This is a genomic window from Jejuia sp. G7-7, from assembly GCF_055808955.1.
Genome location: NZ_JBVVSZ010000001.1, coordinates 2,020,698 through 2,036,567, shown reverse-complemented (window position 1 = coordinate 2,036,567; position 15,870 = coordinate 2,020,698). Strand labels below are relative to the sequence as shown.

Here is a 15,870-nt window from a genome sequence, read left to right as displayed (position 1 = left end):
ACGAAATATAAGTTGTTTTGTTGTAAAAAATTTAATGGTGATGAGAAGTCTCATAATGCTTTTGGATTAAATCCCTACCAAAATCGCCATCAAAATCTCTCCATACTATATGAATGTGATTAGCATTGTTTTGTGTGTTATCTAATTCTATTAAAAATGTTTTTCCTTGAATTCTGTAATAATGGGGTTTTTTAATGGATGTTTCTCCAGCCCATCCAAAATAAACGCTTTCAAGTTCTTCCGCTTTTATTTTTGCCATTATTTTAATAGAACGTTCTTTTATCCTATCAGATAAATGGGTGTAAATTAAGTTTATCAATAAACTTTGTTGTTGTTTGTTAAGATCTAAGAATGGGATGCCTTCTGTTTTTAAAGGACTTACCTTAGAGTTGTTTTTACTAATAATATCAGGATAAGCAGATGCATTAATAATTGCCTTATTCTGCTGTTCTGGGGTCATTGAAGTTATGAGTTCTAAACCTAAATCTTCTTCGGTAATAAAAAGACGTTCGCCTTTTTCTTTTACCTTGGATAATAACTCCAGGATTTGCTCCAAAAAAACGTGGTGCAAGATATGTTTCTTCTTTAAAAACGGTAAAATTTAATGAGACATGATGCCCTTCAAACGACCAGGCCCATAACTTGTCTTTCTCAGGGTTTCCATAGAAGGTAATATAATACTTTTTTGAGTCTCTGTAAATATAGTCATTAGATAATTCGGCTAAAACATTCTCTAAATCCATGATTTTTAAAGTTGTGTTGTAACCTGATGCACTAAGAGAAGATTTTAATAACGTATTTAATAGTTTTCTTTGTAGTGGTTGTAGTTCTTTAATAGAGATGCCTTCTCGGGCAAACGAACTATGCGGCAAATAGTGCCATTTGGTTTTTTTTCATTATTGAAATCCAATACCGCTTTTACTTTTTGCTCTTTTGTAAGGGTATTAATGAACTCTAATACAGGTTTTTTTTGGTTTGAGAAGATAAAAGGAAAATGAGGTTATAAATAATAGAAAAAACAATAGTCTCATAATAGTTTGATTGGTTAAATATAAACTTTGAATGATTTATAAAACTAACGAAAATTTTAATCAGAAGTAGTGATTAAGATATTTTATTAAGGATTTTATTTTTTTCTTAATCAAGAAAGATTTCTCCAAATCGTTAGTCACATGCTTTATAGCAAGCTCAATGTGTTGTAATGCTTCTTTTTTATTGTTGATGGCAACATAGTAATCAGCTTTTGCGCCATAGAAAAGATACATACGTTGTCCTAAATCTTCTGGTTTTACCTGTTTTAAATAGCTTTCAGAAAGTTTGTGATTTTTAGTTTGTAAACAAATAACTGCCATGGTAAGTAGGTGCGAAGGCATGGGTTGCAATATGTGTAAACATTGATACCAATGTAGTATATTTTTCCAATTAGTATCGTCAAAATGGCGAGCTTTTAAATGTTCATTGGCAATTGCTGCTTCATAATGATAACAGGAGAATTCTTCAGTTTCTACAGCTTTATGCATCATGGTATGACCTAATTTAATTAAGGGAAAATACCATGTGCTACGGTCTTGATGTTTTAAGTCTATAAGTTCGTTTTCTGTATTGGTTTTGCTTTCAATTCGCGATGCGTGAAAACACATTAAGGCACAAAGGGCATATGCATCAGATGTTCTGGTCAATTTGTTTTTTAACAGCATTTGAGTCAACCTAATCGCTTCTCCGCACAGTTCCTTTTGAATTAAAATTTCTTTTTTATTGGAATGGAACCCTTCGTTAAATATGAGGTAAAGCACCTCCATAACACTCTCTAATCTGGGTTCTAGGGATTTTCCTTGCGGAATTTTAAATTGAATATTTGAATTCTGGATGGCCTTTCTAGCACGAGATAAACGCTTTTTTACAGTCTCCTCTTTGGCCAATAACGCCGAAGCAATTTCCTTTATACTAAACCCCGAAACTGTTTTTAAGGCAAACGAAATCCTGTCTCTTGGGTCTAGTTTTGGGTGGCAAGCTGTAAAAATCATTCTTAGTTGGGCGTCCTCAATTTCAGTATCTAAAAACAAATCGTTTATGGCAATGCTGTCCGTACCTTGATTGATGTTTGGAAGGTGTTTTTGCGCAGTTTTTAGTTTTCTAAAAATATCAAGAACCCTGTTTTTTGCAGCTTTTGTTAACCAAGCTTCTGGGTTTTCTGGTTGTTTGTTACGCCAACTTAAACTAGCTTTTATAAAGGTGTCTTGTACTGCATCTTCAATAATATCAAGATGTTTTAGTCCAAAAATCCGGGTTAAAACAGAAACCATCTTTCCGCTATGGTGGCGGAAAAGATGGTCTATATGGTGTTGTTCCATTATTGGTCAAAAACCATAATTTCACGAATTTCAACAACGCCATCCAAATCATAATCAGGGTAATCCTCGGCAATTTTTTGCACGGCGTTAAAATCTTTGGCTTTTACAACATAGTAACCACCAATAATCTCTTTTACTTCGGCAGCGGTCAAGTCGGTAACAGTTCGGTCTTTACCAGAAACACGACGAATTTGTGGCGTTAATGCATTACCATGATTTACAATACCTGCCTTGGTCATTTTGTCGTGCCACGCAAACCATTTGCCCATACGTGATTGTAATTCTTCTGGAGAAAGCCCTAATTCCATGTAATCTGCTTTTAAGAAAATCATCATAAATTCTTTCATAATTATATGTTTTAAAGTTATATCTGTAAGACGTTTGTCAAAATAGGTAAGGGGACAAAAAATTTAAATTTATTTTTCAATAAGTGTTTGTAAATGCTGTTGTGCCTTTTTAAAATGCCACTCAAGTTTTGGAATAGGACTATCTCCATACCCAGACTTCAAGCGTTGCGTCGAAACTTTTAACAAGCGTAATAATCTAGTAGCCGAAGCTTTTAATGCTTCAGTATCACTACTACCTACTGCATTAAACCAAACAGGACTACTCTCAGCAAACGGAAAACTATCCATAAGTGGCCATTCTACAATACCGCCAGAAACTCTAGCTGTAACCCAACCACCTTTTGGGACTTCTATACTGCCTTTATAAGTTTTAGAGCCTGCCTTAGTATTACCTTTTTTAGACCAAACTACAACGCCATTTACAAATATTTCAACAGTTTCATAGGGCGTAGGAGAATGTACATCAAGTGTCCACTTTACTTTTTTAGTATTTGTGCTAATCACATCTCCAACCTCTTTTCCATTAACTTCAAAAACAATTTGAGGTCCGTTGGTTACAAAGCTTTTTCCGTTTTTTAGGGCATCCAAATAACTCGAAATACTAATATCGCCATCGGGTTTCACGTAAACACGAGTTACGCCAACGGCCATAGTTCTGTACAAATCATTCATCACATCACTTCCTCCAGAAATGGCTAAAGGTTCGCCAATATTCAAAATTTCATGCCAAAGATTAGCAGTTCCAATTTCGTCTGACCATAAACAACCTACTTCAATTAGATCACTTTTTCCTAAAACACAATCGGCAATCAATTCAATAGGGATGCGTCTTGCACCACTTTCACTAAATGGATCTCGTACACTCACAGGATGTACATAGCCTCCCAGAGCATTCTGGCTTCTGGCAAACTCTAAAGGTTCAGCATTCAAACGATCATCACGTCCGTAAACATCATATCTTGGTCCCCAAACCCATGGCCAAAACAAATCTTTTGTGCCTAATAGGCCTAAATGCCCTAAAAAGTGAGAGCGGACTTCCTGTCCAAACTGGATTAAAGGTGTTTTTTCACGATCCCATTCCCAAATATCACGTTCTAAAAAGCGATTACCTAAATTTGCTAATAACGGAAAAGCCACATCCACATTTTCAGCTTTTAAATCCAATACAATATCCGATGGGTCTAACTGATTAGTGCCACCATAATTCAAATGAAAATGATTATCTCCAGAATACCAGCCATTTGCCTGCGCGTTCCAAATGGTCGTTAAATTAATTTCTGCGTTCTCACTTTCAGATGCCAAATTTACTTTGGTTACAGTTTTTACAGTTGATAAACCATGCACAGCAGTAATAGTTAGGGCTCCAAAAGGTGCTTCAATTTCAACTTCTCCATCACAATAGAAAAATACCATTCCATTTTGCCCCTCAGAATGTACAATACCAGAATTAGGAATTATAGGGTGTCCAGAAGCGTCCACAATACTCATACGCACAGGCTTAGTTTTACCATCTACTTTACTTGTAAGAGTAAGTTTGCCAGTTGGCGCATTCCAATCCCAAGTCTTAATATTTAAAGTTTCCGGCGAACCACCATGACTACTTATTCGTTTTAATTCAGAATGTTCATCAGCATTGGTTTCACTATAATACACCCATTTACTATCACTACTAAATTTTGGACTTAGTGGTAAATTGCTACTCTTAGTCAACAATAAATTACTTTCAGGATGTAATACATCTAGCAAACGTAACTCGTAATTATCGCCCTGTGGCCATGTGTAAACTAAAGTGCGCTGATCTGAACTCAATGAAAACGATGCTTGCGACATAAAATTCTCCTCCGCCAAAGCCATCGATTCATTTTTATTAATATTTACCAGTTCAATCGAGTCATACGAAAAACCCATTTTCTTCAAGTAAATCATGTAATCCGCATTTATCGGAATAGGTAAACGCTCTAAATTCCCAGATTTTGTAAGTAAGGTTTTTGTATTTGTCCCTAAATCTAACTTCCAAATATCCAAAGACCCCTCATCTGCCGAAGCATAATATACAGAAGCTCCATCCATAGAAAATATGGGGTCTAAATCCAACGCTTTGGTATCCACCAAAATGGATTCTTTCTGTTGTGCTAAGTCTAGCATTACAATTTTAGTATCCAAACCCGTATCGCGTACAAAAACAATAGTTTTGCCGTCGGGAGACCAATTTGGCCTAGAATCCATATCGCCCGAAACCGTAATTCTTCGAGCCACATTACTATTTAAATCCATCAACCACAACCAGCCTTTAGCCGAAAACACTACAGTATTTTCTGTAGGCGAAGGCGCAGGATCTGTAGGTCCTGAATTCAAGACAGGCAATTCGTAACCCTCCAAATACACATGGTGCCCAAAACCATCCACCTTTGGGTATCTATTGCCCCATTGTGCAACCACACATTGCGCGCTCAAAACGCACAAAGCAGTAAAAAATAAATAATGTTTCATAGTACGCTTAGTCAAATAAAAAAGTGAATCACTAAGGTAAGAAGATTTTTATTGTGGTTTTTCTGAAAAATAATTTGGGCGTTACCACAAGGGTCGGGCTTTACGTTACAAGTCCTCGCACCTCCTGCGTCGGGCTGTGGGCTTTCCTCTGCAATCCCTAACGCGGAATTAGTGGCCATAAATCAAAAAATCTCAAAGTAATGCCACTAATTTTTTATGGTAGGTACTTTTACAGAAGATTGAATCCAACACCCAATTTTAATAGTTTTACCAGAAGCACCTTCAATAAATATTTCTTGTTTAGTTGGTGCCTTTGCTCTATAACTGGCTGCGTTTTGAGTAGCAACTTTTGTTTGGGTAGGGTCAAAACGCGAGGCTTTTTCAGCTTCATTTGCTGCTAACCAATACACAGCTCTTTTATTAAAATTAGAATCGCCACAATTTTTAGCACTCTTATTATACATCCAAGCAATTGATATATGTGGCTTTCCATTAGAAGGGTTGAGTTTTAAAGCCCTGTTAAAATAGATTCTAGCTTGACTAAATCTGTTTTTGTTTTTTAGTAAAATTCCAATATTATAGGCCAAGTTACTTTTTTTGTAAGGATCAGATTCAAGTTCATAGGCTTGTCTTAAATAATCTTCGCCATCTTTTTCTTTACCATTTTTAAATAAAACTGTGGCAACAAAATATTTAGTATCTGCCGATGGCGCTGTTTCGTCATAAGCAATAACAAGATCTTCATAAAGTTTTACACCTGTACACCCTTTATGGTGCATTTTATTTACAGCTCTCTTTAACCAAACCGCATCAGATTTATGAGTTTCAAAACCTTTTTCATATAGCGGTATTAAGTTATCACAATTGGCTCTAATGCTTAACATCGCATCCATGCTTTCTGTAATTTGGCTGTAAAATTTCAAATTGGCCTCGTAAAACTTTTTATATTGAGGCTCTTTCTTTGTTAGTGTTTGTCCGCTGTCTTCTTTAGCTATTAACACGTTAAGTTTTTCAGAATAATCTTTTATGCCTGCTTCAACTTTTTCGGTAATGTCATCATATTTATTAAATAATTCTTCATCAGATTTAACTTTAAGATCATACAAATCAACCATCAATGAAAAGTAACTATATAAGCTTTTTGGATTTGTAAATGTAGTTTTGTTTGCCTTAAAAGTGTCGTCAAAACAATTGTAGAGTTCAGAATTTGTAATGTTTAATACACTTTTATGGTCATATTTTAATTGGCATTCCATTGCAGCATATTTCCCTATTTCAGTTTTGTTAGGAAAATTTTCTCCTCTTTGTTTCCATAATTTTAATAGATCATTGATAAAATCTGTTTTAGTTTCGTTGGAAGCTTGTTTAATTTTTGCTTCTAAAATATCTTCCCCTTCGCTGTAAATGGCAATATTTAGTTTTGGGCAATTATTACGAACATACAACCAAGGTTCATAAGCAGTATCATAATTTTTAATTTTCGCATGTTGATGAAATATTGAAAGTTGATTTATACATTCGTTAGTGTCCTGAGCAAAAATGAAATTAAAACCAATGGATAATACAATAAATAACAACGTAAGGTTAGTTTTCATGTGGAATAGGATTTATTGTTAGTAATAGCTGTGTTTTTAGTCCAAATTTTCAGAAAAGAAAGCATTGTGATTAAAGGAAATAACGCACAATAAATATGCCAAGTCTCATGTTTTTGGATTGAAAACTTTAGAAATATGATGAGGTAACTCCTAGAAATTATCTAATTTAGAAACATCAAAAAAAGGAATGAATAATTTTAAACTCACACTTGAAAACCCTGTTTGGAATGCATTAAATGAAACTCATAATAAGTTTTCAATACACTATGATGGTGTAAAATTTTATCATCCAGATATTTGTCCTTTTGGTGCTTTTGAAGATGCTTCTAAAACTGCAGAAGCACTAAATGCTTATGCAATGTTGGAAGAAAGTTTTTTTCTAGTTACTGAAAACCAAACCCCAACTTTTGATGTAAATGTTGTGATTTTAGATCGAAAAATTGAAGGCATACAGATGGTGTTGGAAAATTTTATGCCTCATAAAATTACAGAAACTATTGTGCCTTTAACTGAAAAACACATCGATGAAATTTACGATTTAGTATGGCTTGTTATGCCAGGATATTATAAAAAACGAAGCTTTGAAATGGGGGAGTACTTCGGTATTTTTAAAGATGATAAACTCGTATCTATTTCAGGACAACGCATGCAAACCGATAATTTTATTGAAGTAAGTGCTGTAGTTACACATCCAGATTATATACGTCGCGGACTAGCAAAACAATTAGTAACCCACACCACAAACGAGATTTTAAAAATTGGAAAACACCCAATTTTACATACTACAAAAGGAAATGGTGCTATTAAACTTTACGAGCAACTTGGGTACAAATTAACAAGAGCTATGAATTGGTGGTATTTTCACAGGAAGTAGTAGTTGTTTGTGGAATCTTAAATCGCCTTTAATTATAGGTTTTTCAACTAAATTATTCAGAATTTACTACTTCTTATATGTTATATCCGCATGTTGCAACAGTTTTTTATTCTTTCATTATGAATTCAATAAATTCAGTTCCAAATTCGATAATACTCATCATTTCAAAAGGCCTTACTCCAATTCTTCCCATTCCATTGTCACAAAGAAGTCCTTTAGAATATAGTCTTTGTTTGTAAAAGAAAAACTTTTTGTCTTCCAGTTCATAATGACTTGCTTTTCTGTATTTCTTTAATTCCTCGTGTCTCGCTCTTATTGGTTTTCTCTTTGCTTCAACTTCTATAATTTCCTCATGATATTTTGAAGTTCCGATTGTTATAGATTCTCTTTTTCTATTGTCAATTGCTTTAGTTAATTCCTCTAATTCTTTGTCATAAGTGCTATCGAAATTTTTGTGATAATAAAGAACAATTAATTCTTTTTTAGATAGTGAAGTAATCAAGTCTAAAAAAAGGTCAACGTATTCAAGTTTTTCAGTCGGATTTTTTAATTCTTCGATTAAAATATTCTTAAATCGAATAAGTTTGTTTTTTGATTTTGTTTTAACAACTCTTGTCTATATAGATTCAAATAAATGACTAAAATCTTCTGTCTTAATATTCTCTAAATTGATGTATTGATTGTCAGTAAAATGTTCAGCCAGTATTTCAACAAAATTATTTAATCGTTTTTGCTTTAAGTTAGTTCGATAGTCAAATATCAATTCGTTTAAAGCTGTTCCAGCAAAGGGAACTGCACCAAAAATTGATTTTACACTACTTACTAATATTTCTTTACTGTCGATTTTTTTTCATAATTGTTGGCAACGGTTTTGGCTATGGTTTCGTTACGGAATGGTAAGCGAGTATCATTCCGCCGTAGCCATAAATTTAGCAAAAAGGCTTGAAATTCCGATTAGGAATTTCAGTCGTAATGAACTATAGCCGTTGTTGTCTATAGTTTTTTATATGTGCTTGTTTTGTCAACATATGGAAATTCAACCGACTTTAGTTTTCCATCTTTATATTCGAAACGATATTTCTCGTTTTTTTCAATTGTTTTTGGCTCGCTATTAATTCTCAAAATAATTCGGTCAGATTTCCCATTTACTGTTGTACTTTGAGAAGTTTCATTTCCGTTTGTTAGATATTTAATTTGAATTCCGACATTTTCATTTCCGCGAGAAACAATATCATATTTGTCGAATTTTATAATTCCATTTTTATCGGTTTGCTTGATTTGAGATTTATTATAACTAATTGAATATTTCACTTCAAATTCAGATATAGGCTTTCCGTAATTATCCGTAACCTCGAATATGACAAAATCTCTGGAAAACTTATTCAGTTTTTCGAAGTATTCAGTTGTTTCCTCTTGATATGAGTAATTATGAAAAAGCGTCAATTCGTTGTTTTTCAATTCCCAAGTGCCTGAAAAGTCAGACCAAGTCCAGCAACTGTCTCCACGAGATTGATATTCATATGTTCCATCTTTTTTTAATTCGAGCGAATCAAATGACAATTCGCTTTCGATTTGATATTTTCCGATAATTTCGGTCGAAGTCAAATTAAAAAGACAAAATATTAATGTTAGCAATAGTGTTTTCATAAATTATAGACAACGTGATATATAGTTACTTTTATGTTTCATATCCCGTAAATGAATCAGGATATGTTAAGTTTTTTATCGTTGATATCCCGTAAAGATAATTTATTTTTCCTACATAAAAACGAAAAAATCCCAATAGAAAACTATCAGGATTTTAATGTTTTGAGATGTTTTTTACTGAAATAACTTCAGTATAAGTCAAAGAAATTTGTTACTCGCCCAAAAACGGATAACGATAATCCGTAGGAGTTACAAAAGTTTCCTTAATCATTCTTGGCGATACCCAACGTAATAAGTTTTGTGCACTACCTGCTTTATCATTTGTTCCAGATGCTCTTGCGCCTCCAAATGGTTGTTGTCCTACAACTGCGCCAGTTGGCTTATCGTTTATATAAAAATTTCCAGCTGCATTTTGTAAAGCTTCTGTTGCTTGTGTTACTGCATATCTGTCTTTTGCTAATATAGCACCAGTTAAAGCGTATTCGCTGGTTTCATCTACAAGTTTTAAAGTTTCCGCGTAAGCATCATCTTCATATACGTAAATTGTAATTACTGGGCCAAAAGTTCTGTACACATGGTGGTGTATTTTGGGGTTTTGGTTACAATAATTGTGGGTTCAATAAAATACCCTTTGCTTTTATCGTAATTGCCGCCAACTATAATTTCTGCATCTTTATCTGCTTTTGCACCATCAATATATTTCGCTAGTTTATCGAAAGAGCCTTCATGAATTACAGCGGTAATAAAATTACTCATATCTTCTGGAGAACCCATTTTAAAAGAGTTTACATCTTCTAAAACAAAATTCTTCACGTCATTCCAGATGCTTTTTGGAATATAAGCTCTAGAGGCAGCACTACATTTTTGACCTTGAAATTCAAACGCACCACGAGCAATTGCCGTAGCCACTTGTTTTGGGTTTGCAGATTTGTGCGCCACAATAAAATCTTTTCCGCCAGTTTCCCCTACAATTCTTGGGTAGGTTTTATAGTTGTGAATGTTATTTCCTATTTGTTTCCAAAGTTCTTTAAATATATATGTAGAACCTGTAAAGTGTAATCCAGAAAAATCTGGACTTGCTAAAACGGTATTGGTTATCATCACAGGGTCTCCAAATACAACGTTTATAACACCAGGTGGTACGCCAGCTTCTTCAAATACATCCATAATTACTTTAGCCGAATACACTTGGCTATCACTAGGCTTCCAAACCACAACATTACCCATTAAGGCCATACACGCTGGTAAATTTCCAGCAATAGCAGTAAAATTAAATGGTGTAACGGCGTATGTAAAACCCTCTAATGGGCGGTATTCTATACGGTTCCAAGCATCACTTGTGCTTTCGGGTTGCTCCATATAAATGTCAGTCATAAACTGAACATTAAAACGTAAGAAATCTATAAACTCACAAGCCGCATCAATTTCAGCTTGATGAATCGTTTTTGATTGCGCAATCATAGTTGCAGCGTTTATTTTAGCTCTATATGGTCCTGCAATTAATTCAGCAGCTTTTAAAAAGATACCTGCACGTTGCTCCCATGGCATTTGGCTCCATGATTTTCTGGCCTCTAAAGCAGTTGCAATAGCATCATCTATGTGATTTTGTTCGGCTAAATGGTAGGTTCCAACCACATGTTTATGGTCGTGAGGTGGCGACATGGTTCTGGTTGTTCCAGTTTCTATATGTTTGCCATTAATATATAAAGGCACATCAATTGTGCTATTAAATAGTTCTTTATAAGTTTTAAGAACAGTATGGCGTTCTGGAGATCCAGGAGCATAAGATTTTACGGGTTCGTTAACCGCAATTGGTACATTAAAAAAGCCTTTTCCCATGATTTGCTTATTTTTGTTAAAAAATTTTCAATGAATTGGCTACAAATTTACGAATAATTTAATGATTAGTATACGACGACTTTCCTTAAAATCTCGTTAAAATTTATTTATTTTTTGTAAGTTGGCGCATCCAGAATAGACTACTGTTTTTATGTGTACTGTAACTCTTGTTCCTCAGGGAAAAAACAATTTTATTTTAACTTCAAACAGAGATGAAGCGCCAGAGCGGGTGTCTTTAACTCCAGAATTTTATAACATAAATGATACTCAGGTTTTGTTTCCAAAAGACAAAATGGGAGGTACTTGGATTGGTGTTAGTGAAAAAAACCGTGTAGTTTGTGTGCTAAATGGCGGTTTTGTAAAACATGAAAGAGAAACAAGTTACAGAAAAAGTAGAGGTGTTGTAGCTAATGATTTTATGGTTGCTGAAGATATAGTGAAAACTATTGAAACTTATGATCTTGATAATATAGAGCCTTTTACGATGGTAATTGTTGATTGGAACGCTACATTGAAATTCTACGAATTGGTTTGGGATGGTGCTTACAAACATTTTATTCAATTACCTTTAGATGCTATGATTTGGTCATCTTCAACATTATATTCTGAAGGTATGCAACGAGAACGTCAACAATGGTTTGAGAATTTTGAAGCTTTTAGTGATATTAATGCTAAAACTTTACTTGAATTTCATAATACTAAAGATGAAGAAAATCTAGATTATGGTGTGATAATGAATCGTGGTTTTGTGAAAACGACGAGTATTACCCAAGTTGAAAAACAAGACAATGCTGTTGGGATGCGTTATGAAAATCTTGAAACCAGCGTAGTTACTGCCAAAACATTCAATATTCCACAGGTTGTTAATGGATAATACAGGCATTATTTTAACCATGGGATATCCTGAAACTATTGTTATGGTTTCAGAAGAATGGTTCTCTCCATATTTGAGATTTCTTGGTGTTGGTAAAAAGAATTATTTACGGGCTGGTCATGCTGCTTTAGTATTGATTGATAAATCTACTGGAATTCTCGAATATCATGATTTTGGACGCTACATCACACCTGAACCAAATGGACGAGTTCGTGGAAAAGACACCGATAACGAATTAGATTTTCCATTGAAAGCTATCATAGAAAATGATACAATTATTAATATTGATGCTATTTTAGAATTCCTAAGTACTCATCCAAAATTGACTCATGGCGATGGTAAATTAGTAGCTTCGGTTTGTAATGCGGTGGATTATAAAAAAGCCAGAATGCATATTACCAAAATGCAAAACAAACATTTTATACGTTATGCTGCCTTTTTAAAAAAGCTTGTAATTGTGCGCGTTTTGTAACAGATGCTTTAATTGCTTCAGTTACAGATTCTAAAATTAAAAAAGATCTTAAAAATTCTAAATGGTTTACACCAAGTACGGTTGGAAATGTGCTTTTAGCAGATACAGAGAATTATGTATATGAAGTTTCTGAAAAAGGCATCATCTCTGAGTTTAAAGGTTCTCAAAGAAGTGAGAATGTGCGTTATTTTTTAGATAGGCTAAAAGATCATAAAATAAATTTAGTAGGTACTTTAGAGCCTAAACCTGTTGAAGGTTTAGATACTAAAGCGCAATGGCTCTCTGGTATAGCAGCTGGTGCTTGGTTTGAATTATATAAAACTGATAAAGCTACAGAATACAGATTTAGACGTATTTCTCCTTATGGAAATATTGATTGTGATGCACTTTTTACAATTGAAGATGTTGCTTTTAATTATGAATTGCCTTATGAATTTGTGCATTACTCTAATTGTAAATTTTTTAATATTCAACAAGGCGAGAACGTTTATAAGTTTGTACTTAAAGCGTAGTTTTTCTTTTCTTAAGTTTATTCTATTTGTTGATAATTAATTGTGATTGTTTTGTCTACTTATTTATAGTAATTCTTTTTAATTTAGATGTGAACAAAAACCAAAAGAGATGAAAAGCCCTGGTGCATTTAGATTAACCTATTTTACTGAAAAATATAATGAAACTATAGCATTTTACAGAGATAAAATGGAACTTGAAATATTGTATTCTTGGGATAGGGATGAGAATGATAAAGGTGCACTTTTAAAGGCTGGTGTTGGTACAATTGAGGTAATGTTAATGCCAACTAATGGTTATAAAATTAAAGGTCTCGATTATAGAAAACCACAAGGTGTTTTTGCATGTTTACAAGTTGATAACGCTACAGATCTTTATGAAAAATACAAACAAAAAGATATTGAGTTTAAAGAAGATTTAGTGGATCAAACTTGGGGACACAGAAGCTTTTCTGTAGTTGACCCAAATGGTATTGTTTTGTTTCTTTTTGAAGAACGATTTTAAATTTTATTTATTCCAGTAATCTATTACTAAAACATCTTCTAGGATAGGTTTTAATAGATCGCCAAATGCCAAATGTGCTGGGTGCGGCATGTAAATATCTCTTCCTTTTTCGCCATCAAAGGTTATAAAATAACAATGTGTAAAACCTTTGTTTAAATCTTGAGGGCTATTATTTAAACCCCATTCGAAATCTGTTATTCCAGACATTTTTGATGGTAGTGCAGCAAACGCATCTTCAGCTTTTTTTATGTCTGCAGATGAAACAGAATCTTTAAATTTAAATAATACTACATGTCGCAGTTGTTTGGTTGCTTCTTCTGTTTTAACTACTTGTGTAGTTTTATCTGAACCTTGTTTGGATTTATCAGTACAGCTATAAGCCAAAAAAGTAATAACTATTAAAAAAGTATAAATTTTCATGTCATGGGTTTAAATATGTATAAGGCTAAGATAGATAAAAATCTTAACTGTTTTTTGTTCCGTTAGGGATTGAACGGCATGTTTGAAATCCTCGACGAGGGAGGTATTGAGTAGTGAAATATTTATATTCTCTAATACAATAAATATTAAATAGAAACCAATAAGTAAAGCCCGAGTTTTGTGGTAACGCCCAAATAAAAAAATTAATTTATTGCAAATGGTGCACTCAATTTAAATGTAGGGATGGTAACCTGAAACTTTTTGGTAGTTGTGAAATTTACCATATTGTAATGCCCTTGCATAGCACCAAATGGAGATGTTAGTAAACATCCTGATGTATAGGTATGAGATTCACCTGGTTTTAGCACAGGTTTTTTGCCGATAACACCTTCGCCTGAAACGGTTTCTATGTTATTAAGTGCATCTAAAATTTCCCAATGGCGCGCATAGAGTTGCACAGAGTCCTTACTTTGATTCTCTATGGTTATGGTGTAGCCAAAAGCGTATTGGATTTTATAGTTTTTATAAAACGAGCCTTCGAAATTGGTTTCGACTGAAATTTTTATACCTTTTGTAACTTGTTGAACCATGTTAAAGATTGATATACAATGCTTTTGCGTCGCTAAAATAACAATTTTAAATGTTAGGTGTCTAAAAAAAGCGTTAAATAGGGACTAATTGGTAATATTTATCGATGAAACTTCGTTGAAACCGATAATTCTGTCGTATCGGCCGCCTAAATCACGATAATAGACCAGTACTTTGTAGTTGTTTTCGGTTTGCCAGAAGTTGCCCCCAATACGCCCTTCATCTAAAGTGCCATCGGCATTTAAAACTATGTATTTGTAATTGTAGAATCCTTGTTTTAGAGTGATCATGGTTTCGTAAATACCACGTTGTGGGTTGTAAATCATTTTATTGTAATCATCTAAAGCATAATTGTTATAGTTGCCATAAACGTAAATACTCTCCCCATTAAGGAGTTCTGGATATTGTAGTGAAAAATGAACTTCGGTGTAATCGGCTTCAATAGAAACATCGTCTCGGTCTATGGCTGTAACTTTAAATTGTCCGTTTATATCTGGATTATAGGTGTATGGTTGATTTGCTCTGGGAATATCGGTGTATAAGTAGCTATGGTAAACATCATTAAGTGCAATACGTTGAACGCCTGTAGCAGCTGCTCTAACATCTTTGTTTTCAAAAACAAATATTCGTTTCCCCTGGGAATGCAGTTTTGTCTGTATAACGATAAATGAGTTTATTGCCCAATGTGTACTGGGGTTTAACATCTTTAATGGCTGTGTTTAAATTTCTATTTTGAATGATTAACGTTTTAATGGTTTGCTGTGGGTTGTTAATTTGAGAGTTTGTTGAAATCTCAATATCAACGGTTTGCATTTCTTGAATCGTTTTTACATTTCTGGAGCGTTTTATTTGAATACCCGGAGTAACAATGTCTTCATAAATCATCAATTTTCTGGAAAATACCAATTGATCGTCTCTATCAAAAATAGAAATCACATAATTTCCCGAAACTTTCAGAGCTTTGGTTTGTTGATTTGGAATTGTTAATCTGTAATGTGAATACAACTGAAAGGTGTTGAAGGAGTTACGATAATCTTGAATTCTAAAATTATCAACACCCAATAAAAATTCGGTTCTAACTAACACGGATTCTTTCCAATTATAATCGTAATGTTCAATTTTGTAATAAAAATCAGGTTCGTTATTAACAAGTGCATCAAATTCTAGATAAAATGTTTCGCCTAATTTTAAAATAGGTAACTCTCCTAAATCACTAGTTGTACTTTTAAAAGTAATTGTTTTTATATAATCGGGTGGATTTACTTCTTGAACCTGAGCTTGAATGTTTAAACAAAGGATAGAAAGACATAAAACGAATAAAAATTTAAACTGCATGCAATTGTTTTTTGTAAAGATAAT

General features: G+C 33.6%; 14 protein-coding genes and 3 pseudogenes. 5 read left to right on the top strand and 12 right to left on the bottom strand.

The window, feature by feature from the left end:
• Positions 1-31: 31 nt before the first annotated feature.
• From AC0L5U_RS10045 to AC0L5U_RS10020, 6 genes and pseudogenes are all read right to left on the bottom strand, one after another.
• A complete protein-coding gene (locus tag AC0L5U_RS10045) occupies positions 32-556 on the bottom strand; it encodes a DUF3500 domain-containing protein (protein WP_473416116.1) in 525 nt (174 codons plus the stop codon).
• Positions 438-878 (bottom strand): annotated as a pseudogene (locus tag AC0L5U_RS10040) (DUF3500 domain-containing protein); the annotation flags it as partial. The pseudogene AC0L5U_RS10040 and the gene AC0L5U_RS10045, both read right to left, overlap by 119 nt.
• A gap of 213 nt (positions 879-1,091) precedes the next feature.
• Positions 1,092-2,351, bottom strand: coding sequence for an RNA polymerase sigma factor (locus tag AC0L5U_RS10035; protein ID WP_473416115.1), 1,260 nt, complete (start codon positions 2,349-2,351; stop codon positions 1,092-1,094).
• Positions 2,351-2,698 (bottom strand): YciI family protein, encoded by a 348-nt coding sequence (locus AC0L5U_RS10030; protein WP_473416114.1) that lies wholly within the window; start codon positions 2,696-2,698, stop codon positions 2,351-2,353. The genes AC0L5U_RS10035 and AC0L5U_RS10030 overlap by 1 nt, the downstream gene beginning before the upstream one ends.
• A gap of 69 nt (positions 2,699-2,767) precedes the next feature.
• A complete protein-coding gene (locus AC0L5U_RS10025; protein ID WP_473416113.1) occupies positions 2,768-5,188 on the bottom strand; it encodes a CehA/McbA family metallohydrolase in 2,421 nt (806 codons plus the stop codon).
• A 206-nt stretch (positions 5,189-5,394) separates the two neighbouring features.
• Positions 5,395-6,783, bottom strand: a complete 1,389-nt coding sequence (locus AC0L5U_RS10020) for a tetratricopeptide repeat protein (RefSeq protein ID WP_473416111.1) — start codon at positions 6,781-6,783, stop codon at positions 5,395-5,397.
• A gap of 187 nt (positions 6,784-6,970) precedes the next feature.
• Here AC0L5U_RS10020 and AC0L5U_RS10015 point away from each other — a divergent pair, with 187 nt between their 5' ends.
• Positions 6,971-7,657 carry a GNAT family N-acetyltransferase gene (locus tag AC0L5U_RS10015; RefSeq protein ID WP_473416110.1) on the top strand — a complete coding sequence of 229 codons (687 nt, stop codon included), beginning with the start codon at positions 6,971-6,973 and terminating at the stop codon, positions 7,655-7,657.
• A gap of 106 nt (positions 7,658-7,763) precedes the next feature.
• On the opposite strand, the gene AC0L5U_RS10010 is transcribed toward AC0L5U_RS10015, so the two are convergent.
• The 3 genes and pseudogenes from AC0L5U_RS10010 to pruA form a co-directional block, all read right to left on the bottom strand.
• Positions 7,764-8,159, bottom strand: a complete 396-nt coding sequence (locus tag AC0L5U_RS10010; RefSeq protein WP_473416109.1) for a hypothetical protein — start codon at positions 8,157-8,159, stop codon at positions 7,764-7,766.
• Between the two features lie 491 nt (positions 8,160-8,650).
• Entirely contained in the window at positions 8,651-9,304 is a 654-nt protein-coding gene (locus AC0L5U_RS10005) for a DUF5004 domain-containing protein (protein WP_473416108.1), read from the bottom strand.
• A gap of 211 nt (positions 9,305-9,515) precedes the next feature.
• A pseudogene (gene pruA, locus AC0L5U_RS10000) lies at positions 9,516-11,143 on the bottom strand (L-glutamate gamma-semialdehyde dehydrogenase).
• A gap of 151 nt (positions 11,144-11,294) precedes the next feature.
• On the opposite strand from pruA, the gene AC0L5U_RS09995 reads away from it, so the two are divergent.
• The 4 genes from AC0L5U_RS09995 to AC0L5U_RS09980 all read left to right on the top strand — a co-directional run bounded on the left by AC0L5U_RS09995 (position 11,295) and on the right by AC0L5U_RS09980 (position 13,503).
• Complete coding sequence (locus AC0L5U_RS09995) at positions 11,295-12,017, top strand: NRDE family protein (protein ID WP_473416107.1); 723 nt, start codon at positions 11,295-11,297, stop codon at positions 12,015-12,017.
• A complete protein-coding gene (locus tag AC0L5U_RS09990; RefSeq protein WP_473416106.1) occupies positions 12,010-12,489 on the top strand; it encodes a hypothetical protein in 480 nt (159 codons plus the stop codon). Before AC0L5U_RS09995 ends, AC0L5U_RS09990 begins: the two co-directional genes overlap by 8 nt.
• Positions 12,490-12,578: 89 nt before the next feature.
• On the top strand, positions 12,579-13,001 hold the full coding sequence (locus AC0L5U_RS09985) for a DUF6695 family protein (RefSeq protein ID WP_473416105.1): 423 nt from the start codon (positions 12,579-12,581) through the stop codon (positions 12,999-13,001).
• Between the two features lie 109 nt (positions 13,002-13,110).
• The gene (locus AC0L5U_RS09980) at positions 13,111-13,503 is read left to right on the top strand and encodes a VOC family protein (protein WP_473416104.1); all 393 of its coding nucleotides are present in this window, start codon (positions 13,111-13,113) and stop codon (positions 13,501-13,503) included.
• Positions 13,504-13,506: 3 nt separating this feature from the next.
• On the opposite strand, the gene AC0L5U_RS09975 is transcribed toward AC0L5U_RS09980, so the two are convergent.
• From AC0L5U_RS09975 to AC0L5U_RS09965, 3 genes and pseudogenes are all read right to left on the bottom strand, one after another.
• Entirely contained in the window at positions 13,507-13,923 is a 417-nt protein-coding gene (locus AC0L5U_RS09975; protein WP_473416103.1) for a Dabb family protein, read from the bottom strand.
• Positions 13,924-14,126: 203 nt separating this feature from the next.
• Positions 14,127-14,513: a Co2+/Mg2+ efflux protein ApaG gene (apaG, locus tag AC0L5U_RS09970; RefSeq protein WP_473416102.1), complete on the bottom strand. Its 387-nt coding sequence runs from the start codon at positions 14,511-14,513 to the stop codon at positions 14,127-14,129.
• 84 nt (positions 14,514-14,597) lie between these two features.
• Positions 14,598-15,846 (bottom strand): annotated as a pseudogene (locus tag AC0L5U_RS09965) (type IX secretion system plug protein).
• Positions 15,847-15,870 lie beyond the last annotated feature (24 nt).